The sequence below is a fragment of the Methylobacterium tardum genome, from assembly GCF_023546765.1.
Classification (GTDB): Bacteria; Pseudomonadota; Alphaproteobacteria; order Rhizobiales; family Beijerinckiaceae; genus Methylobacterium; species Methylobacterium tardum.
This window is the reverse complement of sequence record NZ_CP097484.1, coordinates 4,764,065-4,790,195: the sequence shown is the minus strand read 5'-3', so window position 1 is coordinate 4,790,195 and position 26,131 is coordinate 4,764,065. Positions and strand designations below refer to the sequence as shown.

Here is a 26,131-nt window from a genome sequence, read left to right as displayed (position 1 = left end):
GGGACGCGAGGACCTCCGCCCGGTTCGAACCGCTGCAACGCATGGGCGAGCGGAAGCGTTGCAGCTTAACTGCTGCGACGTTTCGGACAGGGTTGATCGCGGGTTGAGGCTTGGCTCGTATCGAGACTCGGCCGCCCCCCGCGGATCAGGCGATCTTGGTCGTCATGTCCTCGATGCGGGCCTCGGCGCTCTGGCGCACGAGCGCGATGCCGTGCTCGCAATCCTCGCGGCGGACATAGCCCTCGCCCGATTCCGCGATCACCTCGCCGTTGCGGGCCCGCAGGCGCCAGCGCCATTCGCCCTTCGCGTCCCGGTAGAGTTCGAACCGCATGGTGCAGGCTCCCTGTGAAATCCGGGAGGAGATGGGTCGACCGGCCTCCCGTGAAAAGAGAGCGGGCAGCTTCCGGCCGGAGCACGGGATGCCCTTCGCGGCGGGCTGCCTCATGGAAGCTCTCGAGCGACCCACAAAGAGAAAGCCGCCCGGGACGGCCTCGTCCCGGGCGGCTTCGTGATCGCGTGCGGTGCCGTCAGGCTCAGGAGCGGGGCGCCCGCTCCAGCCAACCGATGCTGCGGCCCTCATTGCCGCCGCTGCGCGGGCGGGCATCCGCCCGCTGGGGCCGGGCGTCCCGGTTCGGGCGGCCCTGGTTCGGGCGCTCACCCTGCGGCCGGGCGGGCCGGTCCGCGCGGGTCTCACGACCCTGCGGGGCGTGCTGCGGAGCGTGGCCGCGGCCATCGGCCCGGCCCTCCTGGGGGCGGCCCTGACGGGGCGCGCCCTGGCCGCCAAACCCGCGGCCGCCTTCGGGCCGGCCCTGCTGGGGGCGGCCCTGCTGCTGACGGGGCCGCTGGCCCTGGCGACCGCCGCCGGGACGCTGCTGCTGACGCTCCGGCCGGCGCTCCTCCTCGCGAGCGATCTCGGCCGCCTCCTGACGCGACGGCGGGTTGAAGCCCTCGGGGAAGCCCGCGACCGGCACCTTCTGCCGGGTCACGCGCTCGATGTCGCGCAGGTAGGCCTTCTCCTCGTCGTTGCAGAACGAGATGGCGAGGCCGTCCGCGCCGGCGCGGGCGGTGCGGCCGATCCGGTGGACGTAGCTCTCGGGAATGTTCGGCAGGTCGAAATTGACCACGTGGCTCACGCCCTCGACGTCGATGCCGCGGGCGGCGATGTCGGTGGCGACCAGAACCCGGCAGGTGCCGTCCTTGAAGGCGGCGAGCGCCCGCTCGCGCTGGGGCTGGCTCTTGTTGCCGTGGATCGCCGCCGCCGCGATGCCGACCTTGTCGAGGCCGCGCACGACCCGGTCCGCCCCGTGCTTGGTACGGGTGAAGACGAGGACGCGCTCGATCGCCGGATCGCGCAGGATATGGCCCAGCAGCGCCTGCTTGGCGCCGGTATGGACGAAGATCACCTGCTGCTCGACCCGCTCGGCCGTGGTGGCGACGGGCGTCACCGCGACCTGGACCGGATCGGTGAGGTACTGGGATGCGAGCCCGGCGATGTTCTTCGGCATGGTGGCCGAGAAGAACAGGCTTTGGCGCTGCGTCGGCAGCATCTTCACGATGCGTTTGAGGGCGTGGATGAAGCCGAGGTCGAGCATCTGGTCGGCCTCGTCGAGGACCAGGATCTCGACGCCGTCGAGCGTCAGGGACCGGCGCTCGATCAGGTCGATCAGGCGGCCCGGCGTGGCGACCAGGATGTCGACGCCCGGTGCGAGCGCCCGCTCCTGGCGGCTGATGGTGACGCCGCCGAACACCACCGTGGTGGTGTAGGATAGGTGACGGCCGTAATCCGAGAAGGATTCGGCGATCTGGTTGGCGAGCTCGCGCGTCGGCGAGAGCACCAGCACCCGGCAGCCGCGGCGCGGGGCGCGGCGGTCCGAGAGCGACAGGCGGTGCAGGATCGGCAGCGCGAAGGCTGCAGTCTTGCCGGTGCCGGTCTGGGCGATGCCGCAGAGGTCGCGGCCCGTCATGGCCGGCGGGATCGCCTGGGCCTGGATCGGCGTCGGTGCGACGTAGCCGGCCTCGCTGAGCGCCCGCAGCACGGGCTGGGCGAGGCCGAAATCGGTGAATTGGGTCAAGGATGTATCCGATGCAGCAGGGCCGGCCGGGCGCGTCGCGAGACTGCGAGCGATACCGCTTGGAGAGCCGGTCCGTTGGCAGGGGGCAGCCCGCGTGATGGGGCGGCCCGGGTGCATGCACGTTATGAAGAGGGGGGCCGGATCACGCCGGAAGGCGCCCGATCCGTCACGCAGCCCCCTCAAGCGGGCCATGACGGCCGCTGACGCTGCACCGCCGATATGACCGTGTGCGCCTGCGAAGTCAATGCAGAGCCGGGTTGCGGCGCCGTCAGGCCGAACGCCGCGCGTAGTGATACAGGGCCGCGCCCGACCCCGCGAACAGCAGCAGGCCGGCCGCGACCGCCGGGGCCGGATCCGCGCCGGCGGCCACCGCCAGGGGCGCCTCGTCGCCCGACAGGTAGACGATCAGCGCGAATGCGACGCCCCAGAGGCTCTCGCCGACGATGAGGCCGGTCGCCGTGAGCGTGCCCATGCGCAGGGCCCGCCCGGGATCGGGGCGGCCCCGGGCCCAGAGGTCGTAAAGGGTGCCGATCACGGCGCCCGCCACCAGCGGCAGCACCAGCTTCATCGGCAGGTAGATCCCGAGTGCGACCGCGAGCGGCGGCAGGCGCAGCGCCTTCAGGCGGCCGAGCCCCGCATCCAGCGCGACGAGGCCCAGCCCCGCGGCCGCGCCCCAACCCAGCATGCGCCAGTTGGCGTCGCCGGTCAGTACGCCCCGCGCCAGGGCGGAGATCAGCCCGGCCTGCGGCGCCGCGAGCGCGTTCGGACCCGCCCCGGGCGCCCCCGCAAAGCCGAAGCTTGCCCCGAGGAGGTTCAGGACCGGCGAGATGATCACCGAGCCGAAGGCCACGCCGACGATCAGGGCAACCTGCTGCTTCCAGGGTGTCGCGCCGACGAGCTGGCCGGTCTTGAGATCCTGGAGGTTGTCGTTCGCGATGGTGGCGACGCCGAACACGATGCCGGTGACCGCCAGGGCGTAGGCGACCAGCGCCCGGGTGCTCTGGGGATCCGCCGCGCGGCCGAACAGACCCAGCAGCAGCGCGGCGCTCGCCAGGACGGCCAGGATCCCGACGCCCGACAGGGGTGAGTTCGACGCGCCGATCAGGCCGGCCATGTAGCCGGTCACCGCCGCCACGCCGAGCCCGACCACGAGGATGAACAGCAGCGCGCCGGCGATCAGTGGCAGCGCCTGCCCCTCCAGCGGCGTTCCGGCCAGCACGCTCCACAGCAGCCAGCCGATCGGCGCGAGCAGGGCGACGGCAACCGCGATGACCGCGGCGACCGGCAGGTCGCGCTCCTCAAGGGCGAGCACCGCACCCGCCCTTCGGGCACGCCCGGCGGCGAGCGCCGAGCGGATGCCGCCGAGGACCGGGCCGGCGATCCGGACCAGCGTCCAGATCGCCGCAACGCCCATCACGCCGGCGCCGAAGAAGCGCACGTCCTGGCGGAAGACCGTGCTGACCCACTCTTCCAGGCCCACGTCCGGAAGCGGCTGCTCGGCCGTGAGGAGCGGGATCAGCCCGCCCCAGGCGATCGCCAGCCCCAGAGCCATCGCGGCCCCGACCGAGGGCCCGACGAGGTGGCCGACGCCGATCAGCGCGAAGGACAGGTTGCCGGCGATCCCTGTGGCGCCGGCTCCGACCCGGAACCAGGTGCCGGCACTGTCGAGAACGAGCCGGGTCTGCGCGAGCGCCGCGAAGGCTGCCGAGACGAGGCCGTTCCAGGCGAGGATCCGCAGCCCGCGGGCGCTGTCGGCCTCGCCGGCCCGGCTGCGCGATCCGACGGCCAGAACCTCCGCGGCGGCGCGGCCCTCGGGAAAGGGCAGATCGGACTCGACCACGAGCGCCCGGCGCAGCGGCACGGAGAACATCACGCCGAGGATCCCGCCCGTCGCGGTGATGCCCGCCGTGGTGAGCCACGGAAAGCCCTGCCACCAGCCGATCATCACCAGTCCCGGCAGCACGAAAATGATGGCCGACAGGTTGCCGGCCGCCGAAGCGATGGTCTGGACAATGTTGTTCTCCAGAATCGTGGCACCGGGCAGGCGCTGCAGCGCCACCATGGAAATGACGGCGGCGGGGATCGACGTGGCGAAGGTGAGGCCGACCTTCAGGCCGAGATAGGCATTGGCGGCGGTGAACAGCAGCGTGATCGCGCCCCCGAGGGCGATGCCGCGCCACGTCAGTTCGGCGGGTTGAGGCGTGCGGGCCATGCTGATCGGACTCGCGAGTGGATGCGATCAGTCTAGAAGCCATTTTCGATGTGTCGCAACCGCTTCGGTGCAGAAAAGGATGATTTTCTACGAGGATTTTTCTCTAAAATGCGGAGTAGAACATCGGTCATGATGGCGTATCTAGTAGCAATAGGCCGATATTGGTAATAATGATCGAATGAAGACTGACTCAAAGCATGGCTTAGAACGTTGCGAGCGCCCTGAGCGACGATCGCCAATCCGCGTCCCTGTCCTGTCGCCGCGCGCCCGTTCGGCTCAGGCCGGCGAGGGCACGAATCGGTTGAACGAGGAAGGATGCGTGCGTTCAGATGGATCAAGATGATCCGATTCGAGGAACTTTGCGGCCTCGCGCTTCGGCATCCCAGGACGGGTGGTGCTTGACACCGGAGCACGACCATCCCGATCTGATGGCAAGGTCCATTGGTTCGAGCCCGATATCTTCGAGACATCTGCAATCGAACCGACAAAGATCGCGAACATTCCAATTCTTGTCGACAAGACGCCTGATGGACGTGGCTATGCGCTTCAGCATCGATCGTCTCCCACTCAGTTTGAGTTTGAGAGTGAGCCGATGCTGTTTTCGTATCAGTGACGATCCGCACTCCGGCGTCGAAGACGGATAATGGCTCTTCCAGAGTTGCGTTTGGGCATCGCCATCATGCTATGATTAGTAAAGCGAGGCGCCACGTTCCGGATCATAAGCGCAGGGCGGAAAGGTGATGGCTAGGCGTCTGGCGGCTATCCTCGTTGCCGATATCGTCGGTTACAGTCGGCTGATGGGAGCCGACGAAGCGGGTACGATACGACGCCTCAAAATACTCCGACGCGACGTCACCGATCCTGCCATCAAGGCCGCGCAGGGGCGCATCGTGAAGTCGATGGGCGACGGCCTGCTGGTCGAGTTCCCCAGCCCCTTGAGAGCCGTCTCGTGTGCGATCCGCATTCAGCGGGCGATGGCCGGGTTCGAGTCCGCGTTGCCGGATAACAGGCGGTTCAAGCTGCGCTTCGGGATCAACGTCGGCGACGTGATTGCCCAGCCGGACGGGGACCTGTTCGGGGACGGCGTCAACGTGGCGGCGCGTCTCGAACCTTTGTCCGAGCCTGGCGGGCTGTGCGTGTCGCGCTCGGTCCACGAGCAGGTGCGCGACAAGGTGCCCTACCGCTTCGAGGACAGGGGCAAGCTGGATCTCAAGAACATCGCGCGCCCGATCGGCGTCTTCGCCCTCTCCGCGCAGGCCGTCCAGACCTTGGCGCCGCCCGACGATGAGGAGGACGACGCGGACGAGCCGCCCGCCGCAACCGGCGGAGTTCCGCTCCCGGCTCCTGCCCCGGCGGCGCGGGCGCGCCGCGGTCTCGGCGTTGCCGCAGGAGCTTGCCTCGCGGGCGCCGCGATCCTCGTCGTCGCGGGCGGTACGGTCTGGTCTCTCTGGCCTCGCGCCGCCCCGAAGTCGGAGCAGACGCTCGCCGTCCAGAACGGTCTGCCGCCGAAGCCGCTGCCGCCGCTCTCGATCGTGGTGCTGCCGTTTGCCAACCTGAGCAACGATCCGGAGCAGGATTTCTTCGCCGATGGATTGACCGAGGACCTGACCACAGACCTGTCGCACCTCGCCGGCAGCTTCGTGATCGCGCGCAACACGGCCTTCACCTACAAGGGCAGGGCTGTCGACGTGAAACAGCTCGGTCGTGATCTGGGTGTCCGGTACGCGCTGGAAGGGAGTGTTCGGCGCACCGGAGATCATGTGGTTCTGAATGCGCAGCTTATCTCCACCGAGACGGGCGCGCACATCTGGGCCGACCGGTTCGATGGTGAGCGGAGCCGATTGGGAGAGCTTCAAGCCGAGTTCGTTGCGAGACTCGCGCGATCACTGGATATCCAGCTCAGCCAGGCCGAAGGATTGAGGATCCTGCGGGAAGGTTCGCTCAATCCGACAGCCGCCGACCTGAATATGCTCGGCTGGGCGGCCATGAACAGGCCGCGAACGCCCGCCAATACGCTGGAGGCGCGCGACAAGTTCGAGCAGAGCTTGAAGATCGACATCAACAATCCTCAAGCCAAGATCGGCCTCGCGCGAGCCATAGCGCAAGCCGTCAACACGCGGGTCAGCAAGAATGTCGCTGCCGATTCCCGGCTCGCCTTACAGCTCGCGGACGAAGGTCTCGCGGCCAATCCGCAAAGTTCGATGGCCCATTACGTGAAGGCGGAGGTCCTTCGTGCGACGAAGGATTTCGCGCTGGGGCTGCGGGAGATCGCGGTCGCCGTCGAGTACGATCCCAACATGGCGATTGCGCACGCGCTTGCCGGAATCATCAATCTCTGGGACGGAAACGCCGACAAGACGTTCGGGCATGTCGAGAAGGCAATCCGTCTGAGCCCGAAGGATCCGCTCCTGAACGCGTGGGAGTATTACATCTGCCATGCCCACACCCATTTGAAGCATTGGGAGGAGGCCATCAAGTGGTGCAACCGATCCGTCGGGCACACGCCGTACTTCTTTGCGTATATTGATCTGGCTGTGGCGCATGCGTGGCTGGGTCACAAGGAGCAGGCGAAGGACGCGATCGACAATGTCCTCAAGCTCATGCCCGGGTACACGGTGCATACGCTGGCCAATGCCGACTACTCACGAAATCCGACCTTCGTGAAGGAATATGCGCATATCGCCGAAGGGGCGCGGATGGCCGGGCTGCCGGAGGGCTCGACGGATTGAACGAGCGCCCGATCCCGACGCGTCGCGCGCGGGTTCGGAAGAACCGGCCCGCGCCTTCATCATCGCGGTTCGGCCGCTCAGGCGCAGCATTTCGAGAGATCATGGACGGGGCCGCTGCCCGGCAGCCGAGCGCATCCGTCACATCGTTTCGCCCCGACCTCTTCTGAACGTTCAAGAAAAGGTTGGTGCGGCCAAGAGGACTCGAACCTCCACCCCTCGCGGGACTAGCACCTCAAGCTAGCGCGTCTACCAATTCCGCCATGGCCGCATCGGACGCAAAGACCGGTCCGCTTGCCCGACCGTCGCGCCCCGCGGGAGAACCCGGGGCCGCTTTCGTGTCGCGCGGCGCAGCGGATAACAGATCGATCCGCCGCCGACAAGCGCTCCGCTCACGGGGAATCGTAGCCGCCGTCCAGGAAAGGGGTCGCGCCGTCGCCGATGCTGATGCCGGGCTCCACGATCGAGGCTGCCTTGCGGATCAGTTCCGTCACCTCGACGGAGATCCGGTCGCCGGTCACCACGATCTGGCCGCGGGCGATCGGGTGGTCGTTGGCCAGGATCTCGACCATGTCGCTGTCGCTGGCCTCCAACTCGATCACGGCGCCACGGCCCATGCGCAGGAGCATGTGCAGCGGCATGCGCGCGCGGCCCAGCACCACCGTCAGATCGACCTTGAGGGTCTCGAAGACCGCCACCGCCCGCCATCCCGTCTCGCGGCCGGTCCTTGCCAGCGCCGGCCGCGAATGTTGAAGGCTTCGACCATCGACGCAGGATGGTGAACCCTTGGTAAACGCGCCCCGCCTCACGGTCAGTCCGCACGCCTTCCCGAAGCGGCCCGGCTCCGATCCGGTCGCCGGGCCGGTCGGCTGGCGCGTGAGCGACGCGCCGGTGGACTACGCGCCCGCGCTCGCCTGGATGGAGGCGCGGGCGGAGGCGATCGCCCGCGGCGCGGCGGCGGAATGCGTCTGGCTGCTGGAGCACCCGCCGCTCTACACGGCCGGCACCTCGGCCCGGTCCGAGGACCTCGTGGCGCCGGACCGTTTCCCGGTTCACGCCACCGGGCGCGGCGGGCAGTACACCTATCACGGCCCGGGTCAGCGGGTCGCCTACGTGATGCTCGACCTCGACCGGCGTAGCCGCGACCTCCGCGCCTATGTGGCGAGCCTGGAGGCGTGGCTGATCGAGACGCTGGCCGCCTTCAATGTCCGCGCCGAGCGTCGGGAGGACCGGGTCGGCGTCTGGGTGCGCCGCCCCGAGAAGGGCCCCGGCGTCGAGGACAAGATCGCGGCGATCGGCATCCGGGTCCGCCGCTGGGTCAGCTTCCACGGCATCAGCCTGAACGTCGAGCCCGATCTCACGCATTTCGACGGGATCGTGCCCTGCGGCGTGCGGGAGCACGGGGTGACGAGCCTGGTAGACCTCGGACTGCCGGTGAGCATGGCCGAGGTCGATATGCAGCTCCGGGCCGCCTTCGAGGATATTTTCGGATCGACGGTGATCGAGGCGGCGGACTGACCGGACCGCGATCAGAAATCCGCGTGGAGCCGCGAGGCGAAGAAATGCGCCGGCCCGCGGTCGCGGTTGTAGCCGGGATTGTCGATGAACTGGTAGTCGAAGGTCAGGGTCACGAACTTGGTCAGGTTCAGGGCGTAGTAGGTCTCCAGCGCCCGCTCGGTGCCGTAGTTCAGCCGGCCGTCGCCGATCAGCAGCCCGTAATAGCCCGCCGCGAAGGCGGCCCGGTGCGAGGGCGAGAGCCCGTTCATCGCCGCGCCGATCCCGACCGTGTCGTCCGGCCGGTCCCAGGCCTTGCCCTTCAGCGACAGGCCGCCGGAAAAGCTCTGGTCGATGTCGGTGAAAGAGATGTTCTCCGTGCGCCCGTCGTTCAGGCTGGCCCGGGCGAACAGGCCGAGTTCCGGCGTGAGGGCCTGCTCCAGGTTGATGTAGCCGCCGGTCTTGCGGCGCGGGCGCCGTGTCGCCGCGACCGCGTCGTTGATGTCGCCGAACGCGCCGAGCTGCGTCAGGGTGACGACCTGCCGGTTGTTGGCCGAGACGCCGACATTCGAGAACAGCCCGAAGCGCAGCTTGCCCGGCTGCTCCAGCCAGGGGAGCACGTAGCGCTGCTCGAACTCGGCGTTCAGGCCGGCGCGCCGGAACACGCGCGGGTCGAGCACGTCGCTCGACGGCTCCTTGGGCACCTGCGTGTAGGCGGCGCGGATCGCGAATTCCGGCCGGTTGTACTCGGCGTAGACGCCTTGCGTGAAGCCCGGGAGGTTGGCCGGGAAGTCCCAGGCCGAGGAGCCCCAGAGCGACCAGTTGAAGAAGTCGACCCGCGGGTCGTGCGCGTAGATGTTGCCGTCGAAGAAGTCGCCCAGCGCGAACTTGCCGGCAATCAGCGTGATCCGCTCGGCATCGTAGCGCGTCGCAACCTGGTTCGGCCCGTCCGGCACCTCCACGGTCTCGCCGCCGAGCCCGAAGGTCTGCTTCACGTAGTAGCGGTTCGAGCGCAGCTTCGGGAACGGTGCGCCGGCCTTCTGCGCCTCACCGTTGACGAAGCCGGCGACGCCCAGCGTCCGGGACAGGCCGAAACCCTGGCTGAATTCGGGGTTGTAGTAGACCTCGGTGCTGTCGGTGAGCTTCAGCCCGAGGAAGATCGTGGCCGTGGTCGTCTGCCGGGCCTGATGCGGGACGAGGCTCTGCGCGCCCGCGTAGGGCGAGCGGAAGCCCGGCACGCCTTGCGCGATCAGGGTGGTCTGCCCGTGCAATGAGAAGCGGCCGGTATCGCCGTTGTCGGGATCGTGCGGCGCGGTCTCGTCGGGGTCCGGCGGCACCTTCAGCCCGTCCGGGAACCACATCAGCCGCGCGAACATCTGGTTCGAGGTGAAGCTCGCCCGGGTCGTCACCGGTCCGCCCGCGTCGCCGGGCACCGTGCCCAGCGGGAAGCGCCGGCTGCCGCCGAGGTCGATGTAGCGGTAGTCGATCCCAAGGGCGAGTGTGTCGGAGATGGCGTATTGCACGCCCGCGCCCAGGGTGAAGCCGATATAGCCGAGGTCTCGCCGGGCCGTGCTCTGGCCGCCCGTGTCGAGATCCGGGTAGTTCGCCAGGATGCGGGCGTTGGCGCCCGTGAGCCCGAAGCTTCCGTAGATCAGGTAGCGGTCGAAGCTGTAGCCGATCCGCGCCCGCAGGCTTCCGTACAGATCGGTCTTGGCGCGCACGATGTTGAAGGCCGGATCCACGTCCCCGTAGCCGAAGCCCGCGATGGTCGAGGGGACGGGACGCTTCAGGTTCGCCACATCGAGGCTGGCCTCGATGCCGTAGACCCACGGTCCGGTCTGCCAGTTCCAGCCGCCGAAGGCGCCACCAACCGCGGTCGTGGCATCCCGCCCCTGATCGCTGCGGCCGGTGGAGTCGCCACTCTTGAAGGGCGGGATCGAACGGCCGCCAATTGTGGTCGGGCCGAAGTTGTAGGCCCCGTAGGAGCCGCCCGCGCTGCCCTCAAGACCGAGATAACCGCCCGACCAATCGGCGTAGCTGGCCGCCTCCGCGGGCGGGCGCGGTGCGGCGAGGTCCGCCGCTGCCGCCTCACGTGCGAGGAGGGACAGGGTCAGCGCGAGCGCTGCGGCGCTGGCCAAGGGCACGGAAGGGATCGTCATGGGATTCGCAGCAGGAATATAGCACTTGCTAAATCGGTGTGCGGCCCCGTGCAAGCCGTGATCCGCGGTCGCACCCTGGCCGCTCGCGTTTTTCCTGCGCCGGGATGCATTCTCGGCTCCCCGCATGGCGGTGCGATGACGATCCCCGGTTTCGTCTCTTGGTCAAGATCCGGGCGGCTGTGGAACGTCGAATTTCTTCGTGAGGATCGCCGATAATTCCTATGATCCCGGCGAAAGACCAGGGAATACATCATAACGCGGTGGCAGTGTCTTCAGATTAGAATTGTTATTATTTGATGCGGCGCAATTCCTGTTTGAACTTCGCGCGCGAGGGCTTATGTGCGGGGGCATGCGCGCTTCGAACGTCGTCCTGGCCCTCCGCGGATTCGCCGCGGCCTCCCTTCTCGCGGTCACGGGCGCCGCCGTGGCCAAGGAGGTCCCGATCGGACCGCACGTGACCCGGAACGGCCTGGAGGTCGCCGCGGTCTATCTGCAGCCGATCGAGATGGATCCGCCGGCATGATGCGCGAGGCCGCGCAGTCGGACATCCACCTCGAGACGGATATCCGGGCCGCGAAGGACAATCGCAACGGCTTCGCCGAGGGCGACTGGGTGCCGGCGCTCGAGGTGCGCTTCGAGGCGGTGAAGCTCGACGGCGACAAGCCCACGGACCAGAAGGTCTCCGGCATGCTGATGCCGATGGTGGCCAATGACGGGCCGCATTACGGCGACAACGTCAAGCTGTTCGGCCCCGGCCGCTACCGTCTCAAGGTCACGGTGGCGCCGCCCGGCAAGGACAGCCATTTCGGGCGTCACGTCGACAAAGAGACCGGTGTCGGTCCCTGGTTCGAGTCCTTCGACGTGACTCAGGACTTCACGTTCGCCGGTGTCGGCAAGAAGGGCGCCTACTGAGAATCCGGAGTTGTCTGTGCCGTCCCGTCTGTTCCGTCACGTCCGATTCGCCGGCCTGCTGCTCGCCGCTGCCGCGGCGACGTCCGCGCGCGCGGACGACATGCCGGTGATCAAGGTCGAGATGCGCGACGGGGTGATCCTGCCGGCGGTCATCGAGGTGCCGGCCAACACGCGGTTCAAGCTGGAGATCTCGAACACCGGCCAGTCGCCGGTGGAGTTCGAGAGCACGGAGCTCAAGCGCGAGAAGGCGCTGGCCGCGGGATCGACCTCGGCGATCGTGTTCCGCACCCTCGACGCCGGGACCTACCAGGTGTTCGACGACTTCCACCCGGAGGCGAAGGCGACCCTGGTGGCCAAATGAGCGCGTCGACGACAGCGCCGGCTCGCTCACGCTGCCCCGCGTCTCGTCGCGCCGGGCGGTGCTCGACGCGCGGCTCGCCCGGTTCGGCGACGGGCTGCGCCGTCACGGCTGGATCATCCGGGCCATCCAGTGGCTGATCGTCGGCGTCTACGCGGTGCTGGTGATCGTCCCGGCGCTTCTGCCGCTGCCCGGCAACGCCGCCCATATCTGGACCAACCTGACGCTCGCCGCGCAGTTCGCCTTCTGGGGGATCTGGTGGCCCTTCGTGCTGGTGAGCATGGTGCTGGTCGGCCGGGCGTGGTGCGGCGTGCTCTGCCCCGAGGGGGCGCTGAGCGAGTTCGCGAGCCGCTGGAGCCGCGGCTACGCGGTGCCGCGCTGGATCACCTGGCAGGGCTGGCCGTTCCTGGCGTTCGCCGGCACCACGGTCTACGGGCAGATGACCAGCGTGTACGGCTATCCGAAGCCGGTCCTCGCGGTGCTCGGCGGCTCGACCCTCGCGGCGATCGCGGTCGGCCTGCTCTACGGGCGCAACAAGCGGGTCTGGTGCCGCTATCTCTGCCCGGTGAACGGCGTGTTCGCGGTGCTGTCGAAGCTCGCCCCGGTGAGCTTCCAGGTCGACCGCGCCGCCTGGGCGGCCTCGCCCAAGCCCGCCCGGGGCACGGAAGCCTTCAACTGTGCGCCGCTCGTGCCGGTCAAGGCGATGCGCGGGGCCGGTGCCTGCCACATGTGCGGCCGCTGCAGCAATCATCGCGGCGCGGTGCACCTCGCCCTGCGCTCGCCGAACCACGAGATCGTCCACGTGGCCGGCGAGGAGCCAAGCCTCGACCAGACGATACTGATCCTGTTCGGCATGCTGGCGCTGGCGGTGGGCGCGTTCCAGTGGTCATCGAGCCCCTGGTACGTCGATGCCAAGCAATGGGCGGCCACGTGGCTGATCGAGCACGGGACGACGTGGCCTCTGGAGCATTCCGCGCCCTGGTTCGTGCTCACGAACTATCCCGACCGCAACGACGTGATGACCCTGCTCGATGGCGCGCTGCTCCTGGCCTATATCGGCGCAGCGACGGTAATTCTCGGGCTCGCCCTGTCTGCGATCGTGGCGCTCGCCACGCGTCTCCTCGGCGGCTGGTCGCTCCGGCGCTTCCACCACCTGACCCAGACGCTGATCCCGGTCGCGGGCTGCGGCGTCTTCCTGGGGCTCTCGGCGCTCACCGTCACGTTCCTGCGCGGCGACGGCATCGTGATCCCGTACGTGGCGGAGATCCGTGCCGGCCTGCTCGCCGGTGCGAGCCTCTGGAGCGTCTGGCTCGCCGGCGGGTAGCCGGCCTCAGCGCCGGCGGGTTCCGCCGGATCGCGGCCTCGGCCTGCATCGCCGGTGCGGCCGCGCTGTCGGTGGCGAACTGGGTGCTGCTGTTCTGGGTCTGGTAGCGCGGCCGGCGCACCCCCTAATCCTCTAACCCCTGGAGACCGCCATGATCGGCGCCTTCGTCATCGCCTTCCGCGAAGTCATCGAGGCGGGCCTCATCATCTCGATCGTGCTGGCGGCCACCCGGGGCATTCCCGGACGGATGCGCTGGGTGCTGCTCGGGGTCGCCGGCGGGCTCGCGGGCGCCGGCCTCGTCGCCCTGTTCGCCGAGAAGATCTCCGACGCGTTCGAGGGCAACGGTCAGGACATCCTCAATGCCGCGGTGCTGATCGTCGCGGTGCTGCTGCTGATCTGGCACAACACCTGGATGAGCAAGAACGGCAAGGAACTGGCGGGCGAGCTGCGCGCGGCCGGCGAAGCGGTGCGCTCGGGCGAGCGCGAGGCCGCCGCCCTCTCCATCGTGATCGGCGCCGCGATCCTGCGCGAGGGCGCCGAGCTGGTCCTGTTCCTGTACGGCCTTGTGGCATCCGGCACCTCCGGGGCCGACATCCAGTTCGGCGCCGTCGCGGGCATCGGGGCGGGCGTGCTCCTCTCGGCGGTGACCTATCTCGGCCTCGCCTCGATCCCGAGCCGCTACGTGTTCTCGGTGACGAGCGTGCTGATCATCTTCCTGGCTGCCGGGCTCGCCGCGCAGGCCGCCCAGTTCCTGTCCAACGCGGGCGTGGTCGACGTCCTCGGCCACACCCTGTGGAACAGCTCCGGGCTGATCGCCGAAAATTCCTGGCCGGGCCGCGTCCTGCACGCCCTCGTGGGCTACACCGACCGGCCGACCGCCCTGCAGGGGCTCGTCTACGTCGCCACGATCGTGGTCATGGTCGGCCTGATGCAGTGGAGCGCCGCCGACAAGCGCCGCGCCGTGCGGACGGCCTAGGGCGCGGGGATCCCGGGCCGCCGACACGCGGCCCGGGTCCATGTCTCAAGGAATTCCCTGACCGGTCCCGCCGCACCGCTGACCCATACCGTGGAGCGCGGTGCCAAGGCAGTCTCCGGCAGCGGCCCTCAGGCCAGCGTGGCCCATTTCGCCGGTGCGGCCGGCTTCTCCTTGTAGATCGTCCCGCAGAAGTCGACGTGCAGCTCCGTTGCCGCCGCCTCGCCCCGGCGCGCCAGGAGCTCGAAGTGCCTCGGCTTGTGGCGCGGCGCCTCCACCACCGTCCAACCGGCCGCGGCGGCCGCCGCCAGGGCATGCGCGGGATCGGCTGGCCCGTCGGACCGCGTGTCCGCCCGCTTGGGTCCGGGCGCGTGATGGGGCTTCTTGTGTTGGATCTCCACCGGATCCCGGCCGGCCGCCGAAATCCGCGTGACCTTGATCTCCGAGGGGCGACGCTCGCCCTGGAGGGTCACGTGCAGACCGCTGGCGAGCGCGAACGCGTCCGCACCTTTGGGGCCGAGGTCGGCCAGATGCGTCTGGCCATCCGCCTCGATGGTGAAGCGATGGGCGAAGACGTGCCGGATGGTGCCCGAGAGGGCGGTGGTGTCGTGAAGCGGCATGATTTTCTCCGTAGAGCGCCCAACCGCAGACGCTTCCGATATATCGGAATTGATACGGAGCGTTCAAGACGCCGTCGGCATACCCGCAATCCTGTGGCTGCGGGATCCGAGCGTCCGGATTTCGGCGCCTGGGCCGAAGCTCAGGCGCCCGTCGCCACCGGCCGGGTCGGATCGGCGCCCCATTCCGACCAGGAGCCGTCATAGAGGCTCCGGGCCGGGCGGCCCATGGTTTCCATGGCCAGAGCGATGATCGCCGCGGTCACGCCAGAGCCGCAGGTGGTCACGATCGGCCGGCTCGGGTCGACGCCGTTCTCGGCGAAGACCGCCGCCAGTTCCTCCGGGCTCTTCATGCGGCCGTCGCGCTGGAGCGCCGCGTAGTGCAGGTTGCAGGCGCCGGGCATGTGTCCGGGCCGGACGCCGGGCCGCGGCTCCGGCTCCTCGCCACGGAAGCGTGTGCCTGAGCGGGCATCCACCACCTGGGCCGAGCCGGTCTCCAGGGCGCGGGCGACGTCGGTCGCGTCCGCCACCGCGCCGTGATCGAGGCGGGCGGTGAAGTGCCGGCGCTCGGCCTGGCGCGGCTCGCCGTCCTCGGTGGGGTAGCCCGCGGCGATCCAGGCGGGGAGGCCGCCATCCAGCACCAGGGCGTCGCGCACCCCGAAGGTCTTCAGCATCCACCAGACCCGCGGGGCCGAGAACAGGCCCTGGCCGTCATAGATGACGATCTGCTGGCCATCGCCGACGCCGAGCGCGCGCATCCGCGCGGCGAAGATCTCGGGGCGGGGCAGCATGTGCGGCAGGCTCGACTCGGTGTCGCTCATCGCGTCGAGGTCGAAGCGCCGGGCGCCGGGGATATGCGCTGCGCGGAACTCGGCCTCGGGGTCACGGCCGGCCGCCGGCAGGTACCAGGAGGCGTCGAGGACCACGATATCGGGAGCGGCGAGACGGTCGTGCAGCCAGTCGGGGGACACGAGGGGCGCATGGGCCATGGGGCGGGTCCGGCTCTGTTCGCGAGAGCGCGCACCAAATCACAGGTCGCACCGGGTTGCACGTCCGGGCCTTCGCCGAACCGCGGCGGTGAGGCGGTTTCGTCAGGTCCACGAATGGCAGTTCAGCGGCCCGCGATATGACGAGCTACGCATCCTGCACCGTGGTCCGATGCAGCCAATGCAGGCTGGTCTTGTTTTAAAAAGCCCAAACCCCAGTTACGACAGCACGATGACGCCGTTCGCGTCGGTCCTCGCGGCCGGCATCGAGCCGATCGCCCCGCAGGCCGGTCCGATGGACGCGAGCCGGGGCACGGCTGAGCGAACGGTGTTCCACCTTCCCTGACTGCCGGGGCGCCCGTACCCACCGCGCAGGATGCTTATTGAGCCGATCGATCCCATGAATCAACTCGTCCGCATGTCCCAGATCGGCGATGCCGAGACCGTCAAGGAGCCGTCCGCCGACCTGCGCGTGCCGTTCGCGCAGTCGGGCGCCTTCGTGTGCAAGTACATCATCGGCGAGCCGAACGACCGCGCGATCTGCTGCGGCGCGCCCGTCGCCGACGGCAAGAGCTGGTGTGCCTATCACCGCCGGATCGTATTCGAGCCGACCCGCCCCGGCCGTATCCGCTGAAGCGCGGCGCCGTCCGTCACTGGGTCCGCATGATCTGGATGACGGCCGGCGTGATGATGACCACGAACAGCACCGGCAGGAAGAACAGGATCATCGGCACCGTGAGCTTGGGCGGCAGCCCGGCCGCCTTCTTCTCCGCTTCGGTCATGCGCTGGTCGCGGCTCTCCTGGCTCAGCACCCGCAGCGCCTGGCCGACCGGCGTGCCGTAGCGCTCGGCCTGGATCAGGGCGGTCGCCACGGCCTTCACGGGGTCGAGCCCGGTGCGCATGACCAGGTTCTCGTAGGCCTGCCGGCGGTCCGGCAGGAACGACATCTCGGCCGTCATCAGGGCCAATTCCTCGGCCAACACCACCGAGGAGCCGGCGATCTCGGTGCTCACCTTCCGGAACGCGTGCTCGATCGCCATGCCGGACTCGACGCAGATCAGCGTCAGGTCGAGGGCGTCGGGCCAGGCCTTCCGGATCTCGGTCTGGCGCTTCTTGGCGGCGTTGACCAGGAACAGCTCCGGCGCCTTGATGCCGCCGTAGGCCGCCCCGATCACCAGCCCGAACCGGACGAGGTAGGAGGTGTCGATCGCCTCCAGGACGAACAGGTAGAACAGGGCGCCGACCACGCTGGCGCACGGGACCACCAGCCGGAAGAACAGGAACGCCGTCTCCGCCCCCTGGCCGCGGTAGCCGGCCTGCATCAGCTTCCGCTTGGCCGTGTCGGTGCCGAGCCAGCGGTGGAGCTGGTACCGCTCGACGATGGACTTCATGTAGGCTTTCGGCTCCACGCGCAGCGTGGCCCGGTTCTGCGTGCGGTCGCCCATCAGCCGCTCGCGCCGCCGGATCTGCTCGCGCTCGTCGCTGACGAGCTTCATCCGCTTGGCGAGCTTGTCGGTCTCTAAGAAGGGCTGCGCCACCGCGAAGGCGGTCGCGGCGGCCGCGACCGAGGTCAGCACCGTGCCCATGAAGCGAGGATCGAACAGCTTCTCCGCGATGGCGTCGATCATGGAGCGAAATCCGGGAGCGGGAGCACGAGCGCCTCAGAACTCGAAGGCAATCATCTTCTTGATCGTGAAGATGCCGATCGACATCCAGATGGCCGCGGCCACCAGGGCGATCTTGCCGGTATCGGTCGTCCAGAGCAGCGAGATGTAGTCCGGGCTCGTCAGGGACGTGATGCCCGCGACGCCGAAGGGCAGGCAGGCGATGATCGAGGCGGAGGCCTTGGCCTCCATGCTCATCGCCTGGATCTTGCCGCGCATCTTGGCGCGGTCGCGCAGCACCGTGGAGAGGTTGTTCAGCGCCTCCGACAGGTTGCCGCCGGATTGCTGCTGGATGTTGATCACGATCGCGAAGAAGTTCACCTCGGCCGTGGGCACGCGCTCGACCAGGCGGGTGACCGCGTCGCCGAGCGACAGACCGAGCGCCTGGGTCTCCACGACGGTCCTGAACTCGCTGCGGACCGGTTCCTCGGCCTCGCGCGAGACCATGCGGAAGCAGTCGCCGACCGGGATGCCGGTGCGGATGCCGCGCACGACCACGTCGACGGCGTTGGGCAATTCCTTGTTGAACCGCGCGATGCGCTTGAGCCGCATGTGGCGCAGCAGGAAGGCTGGCAATCCGAAGCCCCCCGCGAAGGCGGCCCCGGCCGCGGCGATCGGGCTGTCGGTGATGATGTAGAGCAGGAACCCGAGGAACCCCGCGCTGCCGGCCGAGATCATGTAGAAGGTCTGCTTGGTCCAGGCGAGGCCGGCGCGGGCGAGCTTCAGTTCCAAAGTGGCCTTCGAGGCGCCCTTGGCCTTCGCCTCGATCTCGCTCAGCGTCTTGGCCACCTGCTCGCGGCGGTTGACCGTGACCCCCCGGATCGCGGCTCCGGAGGCGGAGACGCCGATCGACTTCAGGCGCTTGCTCGCCCGGCGCTCGTCGCCGAACAGGGGCAGGATCGCCACGTAGGCCACCGCCGCCACGGCGATGCCGATCAGGCCGGCGGCGATCGGCAGGTTGGACCCGCCCGCAGCGGCGATGGACAGATCGGGCATGTGCTCAGTTCCGATCGACGACCTCGGCGGCGTCGAGCGCCTCGCCGAGCCGGCGTTCCAGGCCGTAGTAGCGGGCCCGCTCCCAGAATTTCGGCCGGCCGATGCCGGTGGACCGGTGACGCCCGACCAGCTTGCCGTTCGCGTCCTCACCGACGATGTCGTAGAGGAACACGTCCTGCGTGGTGATGACGTCGCCCTCCATGCCGAGAACCTCGGTGATGTGGGTGATGCGCCGGGAGCCGTCGCGCAGGCGCGTGGCCTGGATTACCACGTCGATCGAGCCGCAGATCATCTCGCGTAGGGTCCGGGACGGCAGGCTGAACCCGCCCATCGAGATCATCGACTCGATACGCGACAGGCACTCGCGCGGGCTGTTGGCGTGGAGCGTGCCCATCGAGCCGTCGTGGCCGGTGTTCATCGCCTGGAGCAGGTCGAAGGCCTCCGGTCCGCGCACCTCGCCGACGATGATCCGCTCGGGGCGCATGCGCAGGCAGTTCTTGACGAGGTCGCGCATGGTGACCTCGCCCTGGCCCTCCATGTTGGGCGGCCGCGTCTCCAGGCGCACGACATGGGGCTGCTGGAGCTGGAGCTCGGCCGCGTCCTCACAGGTGATCACCCGCTCGTCGTGCTCGATGAAGGCGGTCAGGCAATTGAGCAGCGTGGTCTTGCCCGAGCCGGTGCCGCCCGAGATCACCACGTTGCAGCGCGACTGGCCGATGATCTTCAGGACCTCGGCGCCCTCGGGCGAGATCGCCCCGAAGCGGACGAGCTGCTCCAGGGTGAGCTTGTCCTTCTTGAACTTACGGATGGTGAGCGCCGGGCCGTCGATGGCGAGCGGCGGCGCGATGACATTGACGCGGGACCCGTCCGGCAGGCGGGCGTCGCAGATCGGCGAGGCGTCGCCGACCCGGCGGCCGACCTCGCTGACGATCCGCTGGCAGATGTTCATCAGCTGCTGGTTGTCGCGGAACCGGACGCTGGTCAGCTGGATCTTGCCGTTGACTTCGATGAAGGTCCGGTTGGCGCCGTTGACCATGATGTCGGCGATGTCGTCGCGGGCGAGCAGCGGCTCCAGCGGGCCGTAGCCGAGCACGTCGTTGCAGATGTCGCCGAGCAGTTCCTCCTGCTCGGCGATCGACAGGACGATGTTCTTGAGCCCGATGATCTCCGTGACGATGTCGCGGATCTCCTCCCGCGCGGTCTCGGCGTCGAGGCGCGAGAGCTGCGTCAGGTCGATCGCCTCGATCAGGGCGCCGAAGATCAGGCTCTTGGTGCGGTAGTAATCCTCGGACCGAGCGTTCTCGGCGACCACCGGGTTCGTCGGCGCCGCCGGCTTGACCGGTGCCGCGGCCTCGCGCGGAACGGCCATGGCCGGCGCCGCGGTCCGCGCCTGCGGGATCGGCGGGGCCGCTGCCGGCGCGCCGCCCGTCTGTCGCCTACCGAACATGGGCCAGAGCCTCGGCGCTGTCCTGAGGGACCTGTCGGGGGAGCGGCCGCATCACGAAGCCTTGCGGCCGGGCAGCACGGCGCTGGCGAACTTGGCGCTGGCGAACTTGGCGAGCAGCGGCTCGAGAAGGCTCGAACGCCCGCGCCGGTTCTCCGGGCGGCCGAGGGTCATGGCCGCGAGGTCGTTGAACAGCTCGGCCACCTTCGAGCCGGCCTGAATCTCGGCGATCATCTGGCCGTTGTTGGCGGCGGTCCCGAACAGGGCCGGCTCGAACGGGATCGTCAGCGCGACGGGGGCCTCCAGGGCCTTGGCGAACTCGGCGGCCCCGATCTCCGGACGCTTCGGCACGCCAACGCCGTTGAGCACGATGCGCGGCGCCTGGTCGTTCGGGCGGCCGTGCTTCAGCGCGCCGAGCAGATTCTTGGTGTTGCGCAGGCAGGCGAGGTCGGGACCGGCCACGATCAGGATCTCGTCGGCCGCCGTGAGGACGCGCCGCGACCACGCGCTCCACTGGTGCGGCACGTCGAGGACCACGCAGGGCACGCTCGCCCGCATGTACTCGATCAGGGCATCGAACGCCGGCTCGGACAGGTCGATGGTCCGGTCGAGGCTCGCGGGGGCCGAGAGCAGGCTCAGGTTGTCGCTGCACTTGGACAGCAGCCGCTCGACCAGCGCCGAATCCAGGCGCTCCGGGGCGAACACCGCCTCGGCGATTCCCTGCGGCGGGTCCTGGTTGAAGTTGAGCGAGGCCGTCCCGAAGGCGATGTCGAGATCGGCGATCACCGTCTGGACACCCTGGCTGCGGGCCACCGACCACGCGAAATTATGTGCCACCGTCGAGGCGCCGATGCCGCCCTTCACGCCGACGACTGCCACTGTGCGGCCCACCGGCTTGACGCCCGGGGCCGTGAACAGGTCCGAGATCGCCGCGATCAGGGTCAGCGGCTCGACTGGGGCCATCAGGTAGTCGGACACCCCGCGCTGGATCAGCTGCCGGTAGAGCGTGACGTCGTTGAGGTGGCCGATCACGAGGACGCGGGTGCCCTCGTCGCAGACCTCGGCCAGGGCATCGAGGCACTCGACCGGCTTGGAGCGCACGCCCTGCGTCTCGATGACGATGACGTTGGGTGTCGGGGCGTGCCGATACGCCTCGATCGCGGCGGCGCCACCGCCCATCCGGACCTTGACCTGGGCCTTCTGCATCCGCCGGTCGAGGGCCGCGCCCTCGATCATGGCGGCCGTCTCGCTGGTCTCGCAGAACGCCTGGATGGTGATCCGGGGCACCGGGGCGATCGTGCGCTCGGTTGTCTCGGACAGGTCTGCCATGACGGCGCTCTCAGGTTCGCGTGCGGATCGCGGTGTCGGAAGGGGACGCGGTGGGTTTCGCGGTCGGCGTCAGTTGCCGCCGACCTGAGACTTGACGGCGGTCTGCCCATCCTGACGCCATGCGGTTGACGGATCCTTGCCGTCCCGCAACTGGCCGATGTCCCGCACCCGCTTCACTGAGTCGATCCGGCCCTCGGGGCGTCCGCGCACTAGGTCGACCGGATCCGCGACCTGCGCGGCTACGTTCGCCTGCATGGCGCAGCCCAGGTTCCAGGTTGGCCGGTTGCTGTAGTCGAACGCGAAGCTGCTGGTCCCGACATCCTGGGGCCACAGCCCGCACTGGTCCGCCACCTTGGCCTGCATGCGCTGGAAGCTCAGCCGGATCGGCGCGGCGAGGCTTGGCGCCGCCACCGCGTAGCCGCTCACCGTGATCGCGCGGGCGCCGACGCCGTTCTGGCCCCCGAACCGGCTCAGCGCCGCGGCCGTCCGCTCGATGGCGACCGCCTGGGCCGGCGGAACGCCCTGGGGCACCTCCATCAGCAGGACGCCGCGGCCGAAGCGGCGGTATTCCAGCATGAAGGCGTCGACATCGGCGGCTTGGCGCGGATCGAGATGGCCGATCCCTGTCGGGAAGACGTCGAGACTGCGGGTCCCGTCGGCCAGGACGATCGGGTGGCGTGCGCGGTAATCCGACAGGTCGATCCCGCCGGTGGTCGCGGGATCGCTCTTGCAGGCGGCCGCGAGGGCCCCGAGCGCGCAGGCGGCGAGCAGGCTCGCGGCGCGGCGGGACTGGGCGGTCGAAGGGCGTCCGGACATGGGTCGGGTGGCGGGTCCGGTTGTGGGTCGGGTCATGGCGTGCGGTCCCCAGCCTTACTCGACGATGAAGCCGACGCGGCCGCGATACGTGCGCCCGAGCGGCGCCGCGGCGGATGGGCCGACCGTGCCGTAGAGGCGGTTGATCTGGCCGAGCAGCACGGCCTGGCCGTCGGTGGCGTCGACGAAGTTGTCGTCGGGCCGGCTGACCTGCTTCGGCTCCATCGCCCGGGCGATGTAGGGGGTGCACATGATCATCAGCTCGGTCTCCTGGCGCTGGTAGTCGCGGGAGCGAAACAGCGCGCCGAGGACCGGCAGGTTGATCAGGCCGGGCAGGCCGGAGATCGCCTGCTTGCTCACCTGCTGAATCAGGCCGGCGGTCATCATCACGCCGCCCGAGGGCAGCTCGACCGTCGTCTCGGAGCGGCGCACCCTGGTGCCCGGCACCGCCACGGTCGAGTCACCGACCGTGAAGTTGAAGCTTTGTTGTGAATCGATCTCGGTGACGTCCGTGGCCACACGGATGGAGATGCGGTTGTCGGCGAGCACCACCGGGGTGAACGATAGGGAGACGCCGTAGGGCTTGAAGGTGATGCCGGGGGTGCAGAGGCCGCCGATCGCGCAGGAGGCCGAACTCGGCACCGGGAACTCTCCGCCGGCCAGGAACTTCGCGGCCTCGCCGGAGATCGCGGTCAGTGTCGGCTCGGCCAGGATCCGCGAGACGCCGGCCTGCTCGAAGGCCTTCAGGGTCGCCTGGAGCGAGAAGCCGCCGGCCTTGACGGAGGCCTGGATCTGGTTGGCCCCCGGCGTGCTGCCCCCGGTGATCGGGAACGGAAGGCTGTTGACCAGGGCCTGCGACGTGGCGAGCCCGGTCGTCGAGTCGATGGCCGTGCTGAGCGGGTTCAACGCCGCCCAGTTCCCGGTCATGTTGATGCCGAACTGCTTCAGGACGCTGCGCGACACCTCGACGACGGTGACGCGCAGCATCACCTGATCCTTGTTGCGGATGGTGAGGTTGTTGATCACCGCACCCCGTGCGCCCGCCGAGACGCCGCCGCTCGGCGCCCCCGAGCCGGCGCCCGCGCTGCCGAGCCCCACGAAGGCATTGGCGATGTCGATCGCCTGCTGGGCATCCGCGGAGGAATTGACGGAGCCCGACAGGAGCACCGAGGCGCCCGAGGAGCGCACGTCGAAGCGCCCGCCCGGGATGCTCTGGTTGAGCAGTTCGCGCAGGGTCCCGAGGTTGAGGTCCCGGGCCACCGTCACGTCGAGGGCGGCGATCTGGCGCCCCTCGGCATCCATCATGAAGATCGAGGTGGCGCCGTCGGCCATGCCGATCACGAACACCTTGCGGGTCGAGCGGACGACGGCGTTGGCCACCGCCGGGTTGGCAACGAAGACCTCCTTGGCGTCCCGCGGCAGGTCGATGATCACGGAGCGGCCGGCGGTCAGCTCGACCCGGCGGGTCGAGGCAGCCTCCGCGGAGCCGACCGTGAGCACCGGCGCGGGACCGAGGGCCGGGCGATCCAGCGCGGCGGCCGGCCCGTTCAGCGCGGCGATGAGGGCGAGGACGCAGGCCGCAGGGCGGGCCGGGCGGGGACGGGGCAGCGGGGGATACATGGCGCTCACGGCGGTCACGGCGTTTGCTGCCGCGCGACGCCGAAGCGCACCACGGTCAGGGCGGGTTCGGGCGTCTGCGACGGGGGCGCGTCGGCCAGCGAGGCGTCGGACACCCGGCCCGCATCGGCGAGGCTGCGCAGCGACAGCGACAGGGCGCCCACCTTCTGAGCGAGCGCCAGGGTTTCGGCCTGCGCGGGCGTGACCGCGAGGGTCGCGGTCTCGCCGGTCACGACGTTGGTGCCGTTCTTCTCTTGGATCAGCTGACCGATCGCCAGGACACGGATGTCGGTCAGGAGCGTCTGGGACAGCTGCGCGTCGCTGTTGTTGCCCCGGGCGTTCGTCTCGTCACGGAAGGTCCGGATCACGTCGACCCGGTCGTTGGGCAGGATGAAGCCGCCGGCCGAGTTGGTCCCGCGGCTGTCGGTGACGATGGCGACCGCCCGCATCCCGGACGGCAGGATGGCGGCCATGAAGCCGCTCTCCGGGCGCACCAGCTTCTGCGCACGAATCGGCTCGCCGGCGAGGAATCCCGAGCGGACGGAAGCCCCTACGGTTTCATCCAGGGCCTTCGGATTGTTCGTGCGCGTGAGATAGCCGACGGTCACGGCGCCGTCCGGCCAGGCCTGCCAGCGCAGGTCGGCGGCCCGCAGCACCTGACCCATAGGCATGTCGGCGGCGGCCACGAGGACGTCGGTCATCGGCGCCGGCGGCGCCTCGGCCTTCGGCGCCGGCGGGGGCGGCGGAGGCGGATCGCCGCCGCTCATCAGGAAGGCCGCACCACCGCCCGCCGCGAGGGCGATGCCGAGGACGGCCAAACGGGCTGGTTTCATCGCATGACCACGCGCCGGAGACGGCCGAATTGCCGCCCATGACCGGAACCTGCGCGGGGAATCGTGTAAACATGGTTAAGCTATTATAACTTCGCGACTTGCGGCCGGTCCGGAAAAGGGGCGCCTCCCGAGCCTGCATCACAATCCGCACGATCCTTCAGCATCCGGCCGAGCGTGGCCGTGGCGCGTCACGCGTTCGTGACCTATTCTTCCGCCGCAACCGCCTCAGAAGCGGACACTCGGACCAACCCGGGGGGAGACATGATCAGGACAATCGGCGGCGCGGTGCTGGCGGCCGCCCTCGCGGGGACGGCGCTCGGCTCGATCCCGGCCGCCGCGCAAGGCGGCGGCTTCTCGGGCAACGCCGTGCGCATCGGCATCCTCAACGACCAGTCGGGCCTCTACGCCGAATTCGGCGGCCAGGGCTCGGTCGAGGCCGCCCGGATGGCGGTCGAGGATATCGGCGGCACGATCGGCGGCGTCCCGATCGAGATTTTGACGGCCGACCACCAGAACAAGCCCGACATCGCTTCGGCCATCGCCCGGCAATGGTACGACCGTGACGGCGTCGACGCGATCATGGAGCTGACCACCTCCTCGGTGGCCCTGGCGGTCCAGGGCCTGTCCAAGGAGAAGAAGAAGATCACCATCACCACCGGGGCGGCGACCAGCGACCTCACCGGCAAGGCCTGCACGCCCTACGGCTACCATTGGGCCTACGACACGCGGGCGCTGGCGGTGGGCACGGGCGGCGCGCTGACCCGGGCGGGCGGCGACACGTGGTTCTTCCTCACCGCCGACTACGCGTTCGGCTCGGCGCTGGAGGCCGATACCAGCCGGGTGGTGACCGCCAACGGCGGCAAGGTGCTGGGGAGCGTGCGGCACCCGCTCTCCAACCAGGACTTCTCGTCGTTCCTGCTCCAGGCGCAGGGATCGAAGGCCAAGGTGATCGGGCTCGCCAATGCCGGGCTCGACACCTCGAACTCGATCAAGCAGGCGGCCGAGTACGGCATCGCCGAGGGCGGCCAGAAGCTCGCGGCCCTGCTGTTCACCCTCTCGGAGGTGCACGGGCTCGGCCTGAAGGTCGCGCAGGGCCTCACGCTGACCGAGGGCTGGTACTGGGACGCCAACGACGAGACCCGCGCCTTCGGCCAGCGCTATATGAAGCGCACCGGCCGGATGCCCAACATGATCCAGGCCGGCACCTACTCGGCGGTCCTGTCCTACCTGAAGGCCGTGAAGGCCGCCGGCACCGACGAGACCGACGCGGTCAACGCCAAGCTCAAGGCGCTGCCGGTCGACGACGTCTTCGCCCATGGCGGGGTCGTGCAGCCGAACGGCCGCATGGTCCACGACATGTACCTGTTTGAGGTGAAGAAGCCGGCCGAGTCGAAGGACCCGTGGGACCTCTACCGGCAGCTCGCCACCATCCCCGGCAAGGAGGCCTACGCCTCTCCGGCTGAGAGCGGCTGCCCGCTGACGGCGGCTGCGAAGTAGGGCTCACCCCATCATCGCGCGCGCAGCGAAGCGACCCAGGGCAGCGCCACCTCGGTGAGCGTGGCGCCGCTGGATTGCTTCGCTGACGCTCGCAAAGACGGCGGT

General features: G+C 69.2%; 20 protein-coding genes, 1 tRNA gene and 2 pseudogenes. 8 read left to right on the top strand and 15 right to left on the bottom strand.

Annotation, left to right across the window (positions count from 1 at the left end):
* Positions 1-145 precede the first annotated feature (145 nt).
* The 3 genes from M6G65_RS22940 to M6G65_RS22930 form a co-directional block, all read right to left on the bottom strand.
* On the bottom strand, positions 146-331 hold the full coding sequence (locus M6G65_RS22940; protein ID WP_012320748.1) for a YegP family protein: 186 nt from the start codon (positions 329-331) through the stop codon (positions 146-148).
* A 202-nt stretch (positions 332-533) separates the two neighbouring features.
* Positions 534-2,072 (bottom strand): DEAD/DEAH box helicase, encoded by a 1,539-nt coding sequence (locus tag M6G65_RS22935; protein ID WP_238197628.1) that lies wholly within the window; start codon positions 2,070-2,072, stop codon positions 534-536.
* A 268-nt stretch (positions 2,073-2,340) separates the two neighbouring features.
* Positions 2,341-4,284 (bottom strand): OPT family oligopeptide transporter, encoded by a 1,944-nt coding sequence (locus tag M6G65_RS22930; protein ID WP_238197627.1) that lies wholly within the window; start codon positions 4,282-4,284, stop codon positions 2,341-2,343.
* Between the two features lie 740 nt (positions 4,285-5,024).
* Here M6G65_RS22930 and M6G65_RS22925 point away from each other — a divergent pair.
* Positions 5,025-7,013, top strand: a complete 1,989-nt coding sequence (locus tag M6G65_RS22925) for an adenylate/guanylate cyclase domain-containing protein (protein WP_250102924.1) — start codon at positions 5,025-5,027, stop codon at positions 7,011-7,013.
* A 183-nt stretch (positions 7,014-7,196) separates the two neighbouring features.
* Here M6G65_RS22925 and M6G65_RS22920 read toward each other — a convergent pair.
* Together M6G65_RS22920 and M6G65_RS22915 are read right to left on the bottom strand one after the other, a co-directional pair.
* A tRNA-Leu gene (locus tag M6G65_RS22920) sits at positions 7,197-7,281 on the bottom strand.
* 121 nt (positions 7,282-7,402) lie between these two features.
* On the bottom strand, positions 7,403-7,708 hold the full coding sequence (locus M6G65_RS22915; protein ID WP_192710131.1) for a FliM/FliN family flagellar motor switch protein: 306 nt from the start codon (positions 7,706-7,708) through the stop codon (positions 7,403-7,405).
* Positions 7,709-7,796: 88 nt separating this feature from the next.
* On the opposite strand from M6G65_RS22915, the gene lipB reads away from it, so the two are divergent.
* Positions 7,797-8,528, top strand: a complete 732-nt coding sequence (lipB, locus tag M6G65_RS22910) for a lipoyl(octanoyl) transferase LipB (protein ID WP_238197625.1) — start codon at positions 7,797-7,799, stop codon at positions 8,526-8,528.
* An 11-nt stretch (positions 8,529-8,539) separates the two neighbouring features.
* On the opposite strand, the gene M6G65_RS22905 is transcribed toward lipB, so the two are convergent.
* Positions 8,540-10,663 (bottom strand): carbohydrate porin, encoded by a 2,124-nt coding sequence (locus M6G65_RS22905; protein ID WP_250102923.1) that lies wholly within the window; start codon positions 10,661-10,663, stop codon positions 8,540-8,542.
* A 349-nt stretch (positions 10,664-11,012) separates the two neighbouring features.
* On the opposite strand from M6G65_RS22905, the pseudogene M6G65_RS22900 reads away from it, so the two are divergent.
* The 4 genes and pseudogenes from M6G65_RS22900 (at position 11,013) to M6G65_RS22885 (ending at position 14,233) form a co-directional block, all read left to right on the top strand.
* Positions 11,013-11,575 (top strand): annotated as a pseudogene (locus tag M6G65_RS22900) (iron transporter).
* 16 nt (positions 11,576-11,591) lie between these two features.
* Positions 11,592-11,936, top strand: a complete 345-nt coding sequence (locus M6G65_RS22895; RefSeq protein ID WP_238197622.1) for a cupredoxin domain-containing protein — start codon at positions 11,592-11,594, stop codon at positions 11,934-11,936.
* Positions 11,933-13,364 (top strand): annotated as a pseudogene (locus M6G65_RS22890) (4Fe-4S binding protein). The gene M6G65_RS22895 and the pseudogene M6G65_RS22890 overlap by 4 nt, the downstream one beginning before the upstream one ends.
* 44 nt (positions 13,365-13,408) lie before the next feature.
* Positions 13,409-14,233 carry an FTR1 family iron permease gene (locus M6G65_RS22885; RefSeq protein ID WP_238197620.1) on the top strand — a complete coding sequence of 275 codons (825 nt, stop codon included), beginning with the start codon at positions 13,409-13,411 and terminating at the stop codon, positions 14,231-14,233.
* A 128-nt stretch (positions 14,234-14,361) separates the two neighbouring features.
* Here M6G65_RS22885 and M6G65_RS22880 read toward each other — a convergent pair whose 3' ends face one another.
* Together M6G65_RS22880 and sseA are read right to left on the bottom strand one after the other, a co-directional pair.
* The gene (locus tag M6G65_RS22880; RefSeq protein ID WP_238197619.1) at positions 14,362-14,850 is read right to left on the bottom strand and encodes a hypothetical protein; all 489 of its coding nucleotides are present in this window, start codon (positions 14,848-14,850) and stop codon (positions 14,362-14,364) included.
* A 140-nt stretch (positions 14,851-14,990) separates the two neighbouring features.
* The gene (sseA, locus tag M6G65_RS22875; RefSeq protein ID WP_238197618.1) at positions 14,991-15,836 is read right to left on the bottom strand and encodes a 3-mercaptopyruvate sulfurtransferase; all 846 of its coding nucleotides are present in this window, start codon (positions 15,834-15,836) and stop codon (positions 14,991-14,993) included.
* Between the two features lie 397 nt (positions 15,837-16,233).
* On the opposite strand from sseA, the gene M6G65_RS22870 reads away from it, so the two are divergent.
* Positions 16,234-16,467, top strand: a complete 234-nt coding sequence (locus M6G65_RS22870; protein WP_192710123.1) for a GcrA family cell cycle regulator — start codon at positions 16,234-16,236, stop codon at positions 16,465-16,467.
* A gap of 16 nt (positions 16,468-16,483) precedes the next feature.
* Here M6G65_RS22870 and M6G65_RS22865 read toward each other — a convergent pair whose 3' ends face one another.
* The 7 genes from M6G65_RS22865 to cpaB all read right to left on the bottom strand — a co-directional run bounded on the left by M6G65_RS22865 (position 16,484) and on the right by cpaB (position 24,529).
* Positions 16,484-17,461 carry a type II secretion system F family protein gene (locus M6G65_RS22865; protein WP_238197617.1) on the bottom strand — a complete coding sequence of 326 codons (978 nt, stop codon included), beginning with the start codon at positions 17,459-17,461 and terminating at the stop codon, positions 16,484-16,486.
* Between the two features lie 33 nt (positions 17,462-17,494).
* Entirely contained in the window at positions 17,495-18,493 is a 999-nt protein-coding gene (locus M6G65_RS22860; protein WP_238197616.1) for a type II secretion system F family protein, read from the bottom strand.
* Positions 18,494-18,497: 4 nt separating this feature from the next.
* Positions 18,498-19,940: a TadA family conjugal transfer-associated ATPase gene (locus M6G65_RS22855; protein WP_250102922.1), complete on the bottom strand. Its 1,443-nt coding sequence runs from the start codon at positions 19,938-19,940 to the stop codon at positions 18,498-18,500.
* A gap of 51 nt (positions 19,941-19,991) precedes the next feature.
* Positions 19,992-21,266: a CpaE/TadZ family protein gene (locus M6G65_RS22850; protein WP_238197614.1), complete on the bottom strand. Its 1,275-nt coding sequence runs from the start codon at positions 21,264-21,266 to the stop codon at positions 19,992-19,994.
* A gap of 69 nt (positions 21,267-21,335) precedes the next feature.
* Complete coding sequence (locus M6G65_RS22845) at positions 21,336-22,082, bottom strand: CpaD family pilus assembly protein (protein WP_238197613.1); 747 nt, start codon at positions 22,080-22,082, stop codon at positions 21,336-21,338.
* A gap of 54 nt (positions 22,083-22,136) precedes the next feature.
* Entirely contained in the window at positions 22,137-23,699 is a 1,563-nt protein-coding gene (locus tag M6G65_RS22840) for a type II and III secretion system protein family protein (RefSeq protein ID WP_238197716.1), read from the bottom strand.
* Between the two features lie 14 nt (positions 23,700-23,713).
* On the bottom strand, positions 23,714-24,529 hold the full coding sequence (gene cpaB / locus M6G65_RS22835) for a Flp pilus assembly protein CpaB (RefSeq protein WP_192710117.1): 816 nt from the start codon (positions 24,527-24,529) through the stop codon (positions 23,714-23,716).
* Positions 24,530-24,790: 261 nt separating this feature from the next.
* On the opposite strand from cpaB, the gene M6G65_RS22830 reads away from it, so the two are divergent.
* On the top strand, positions 24,791-26,026 hold the full coding sequence (locus M6G65_RS22830) for an ABC transporter substrate-binding protein (protein ID WP_250102921.1): 1,236 nt from the start codon (positions 24,791-24,793) through the stop codon (positions 26,024-26,026).
* Positions 26,027-26,131: the final 105 nt, after the last annotated feature.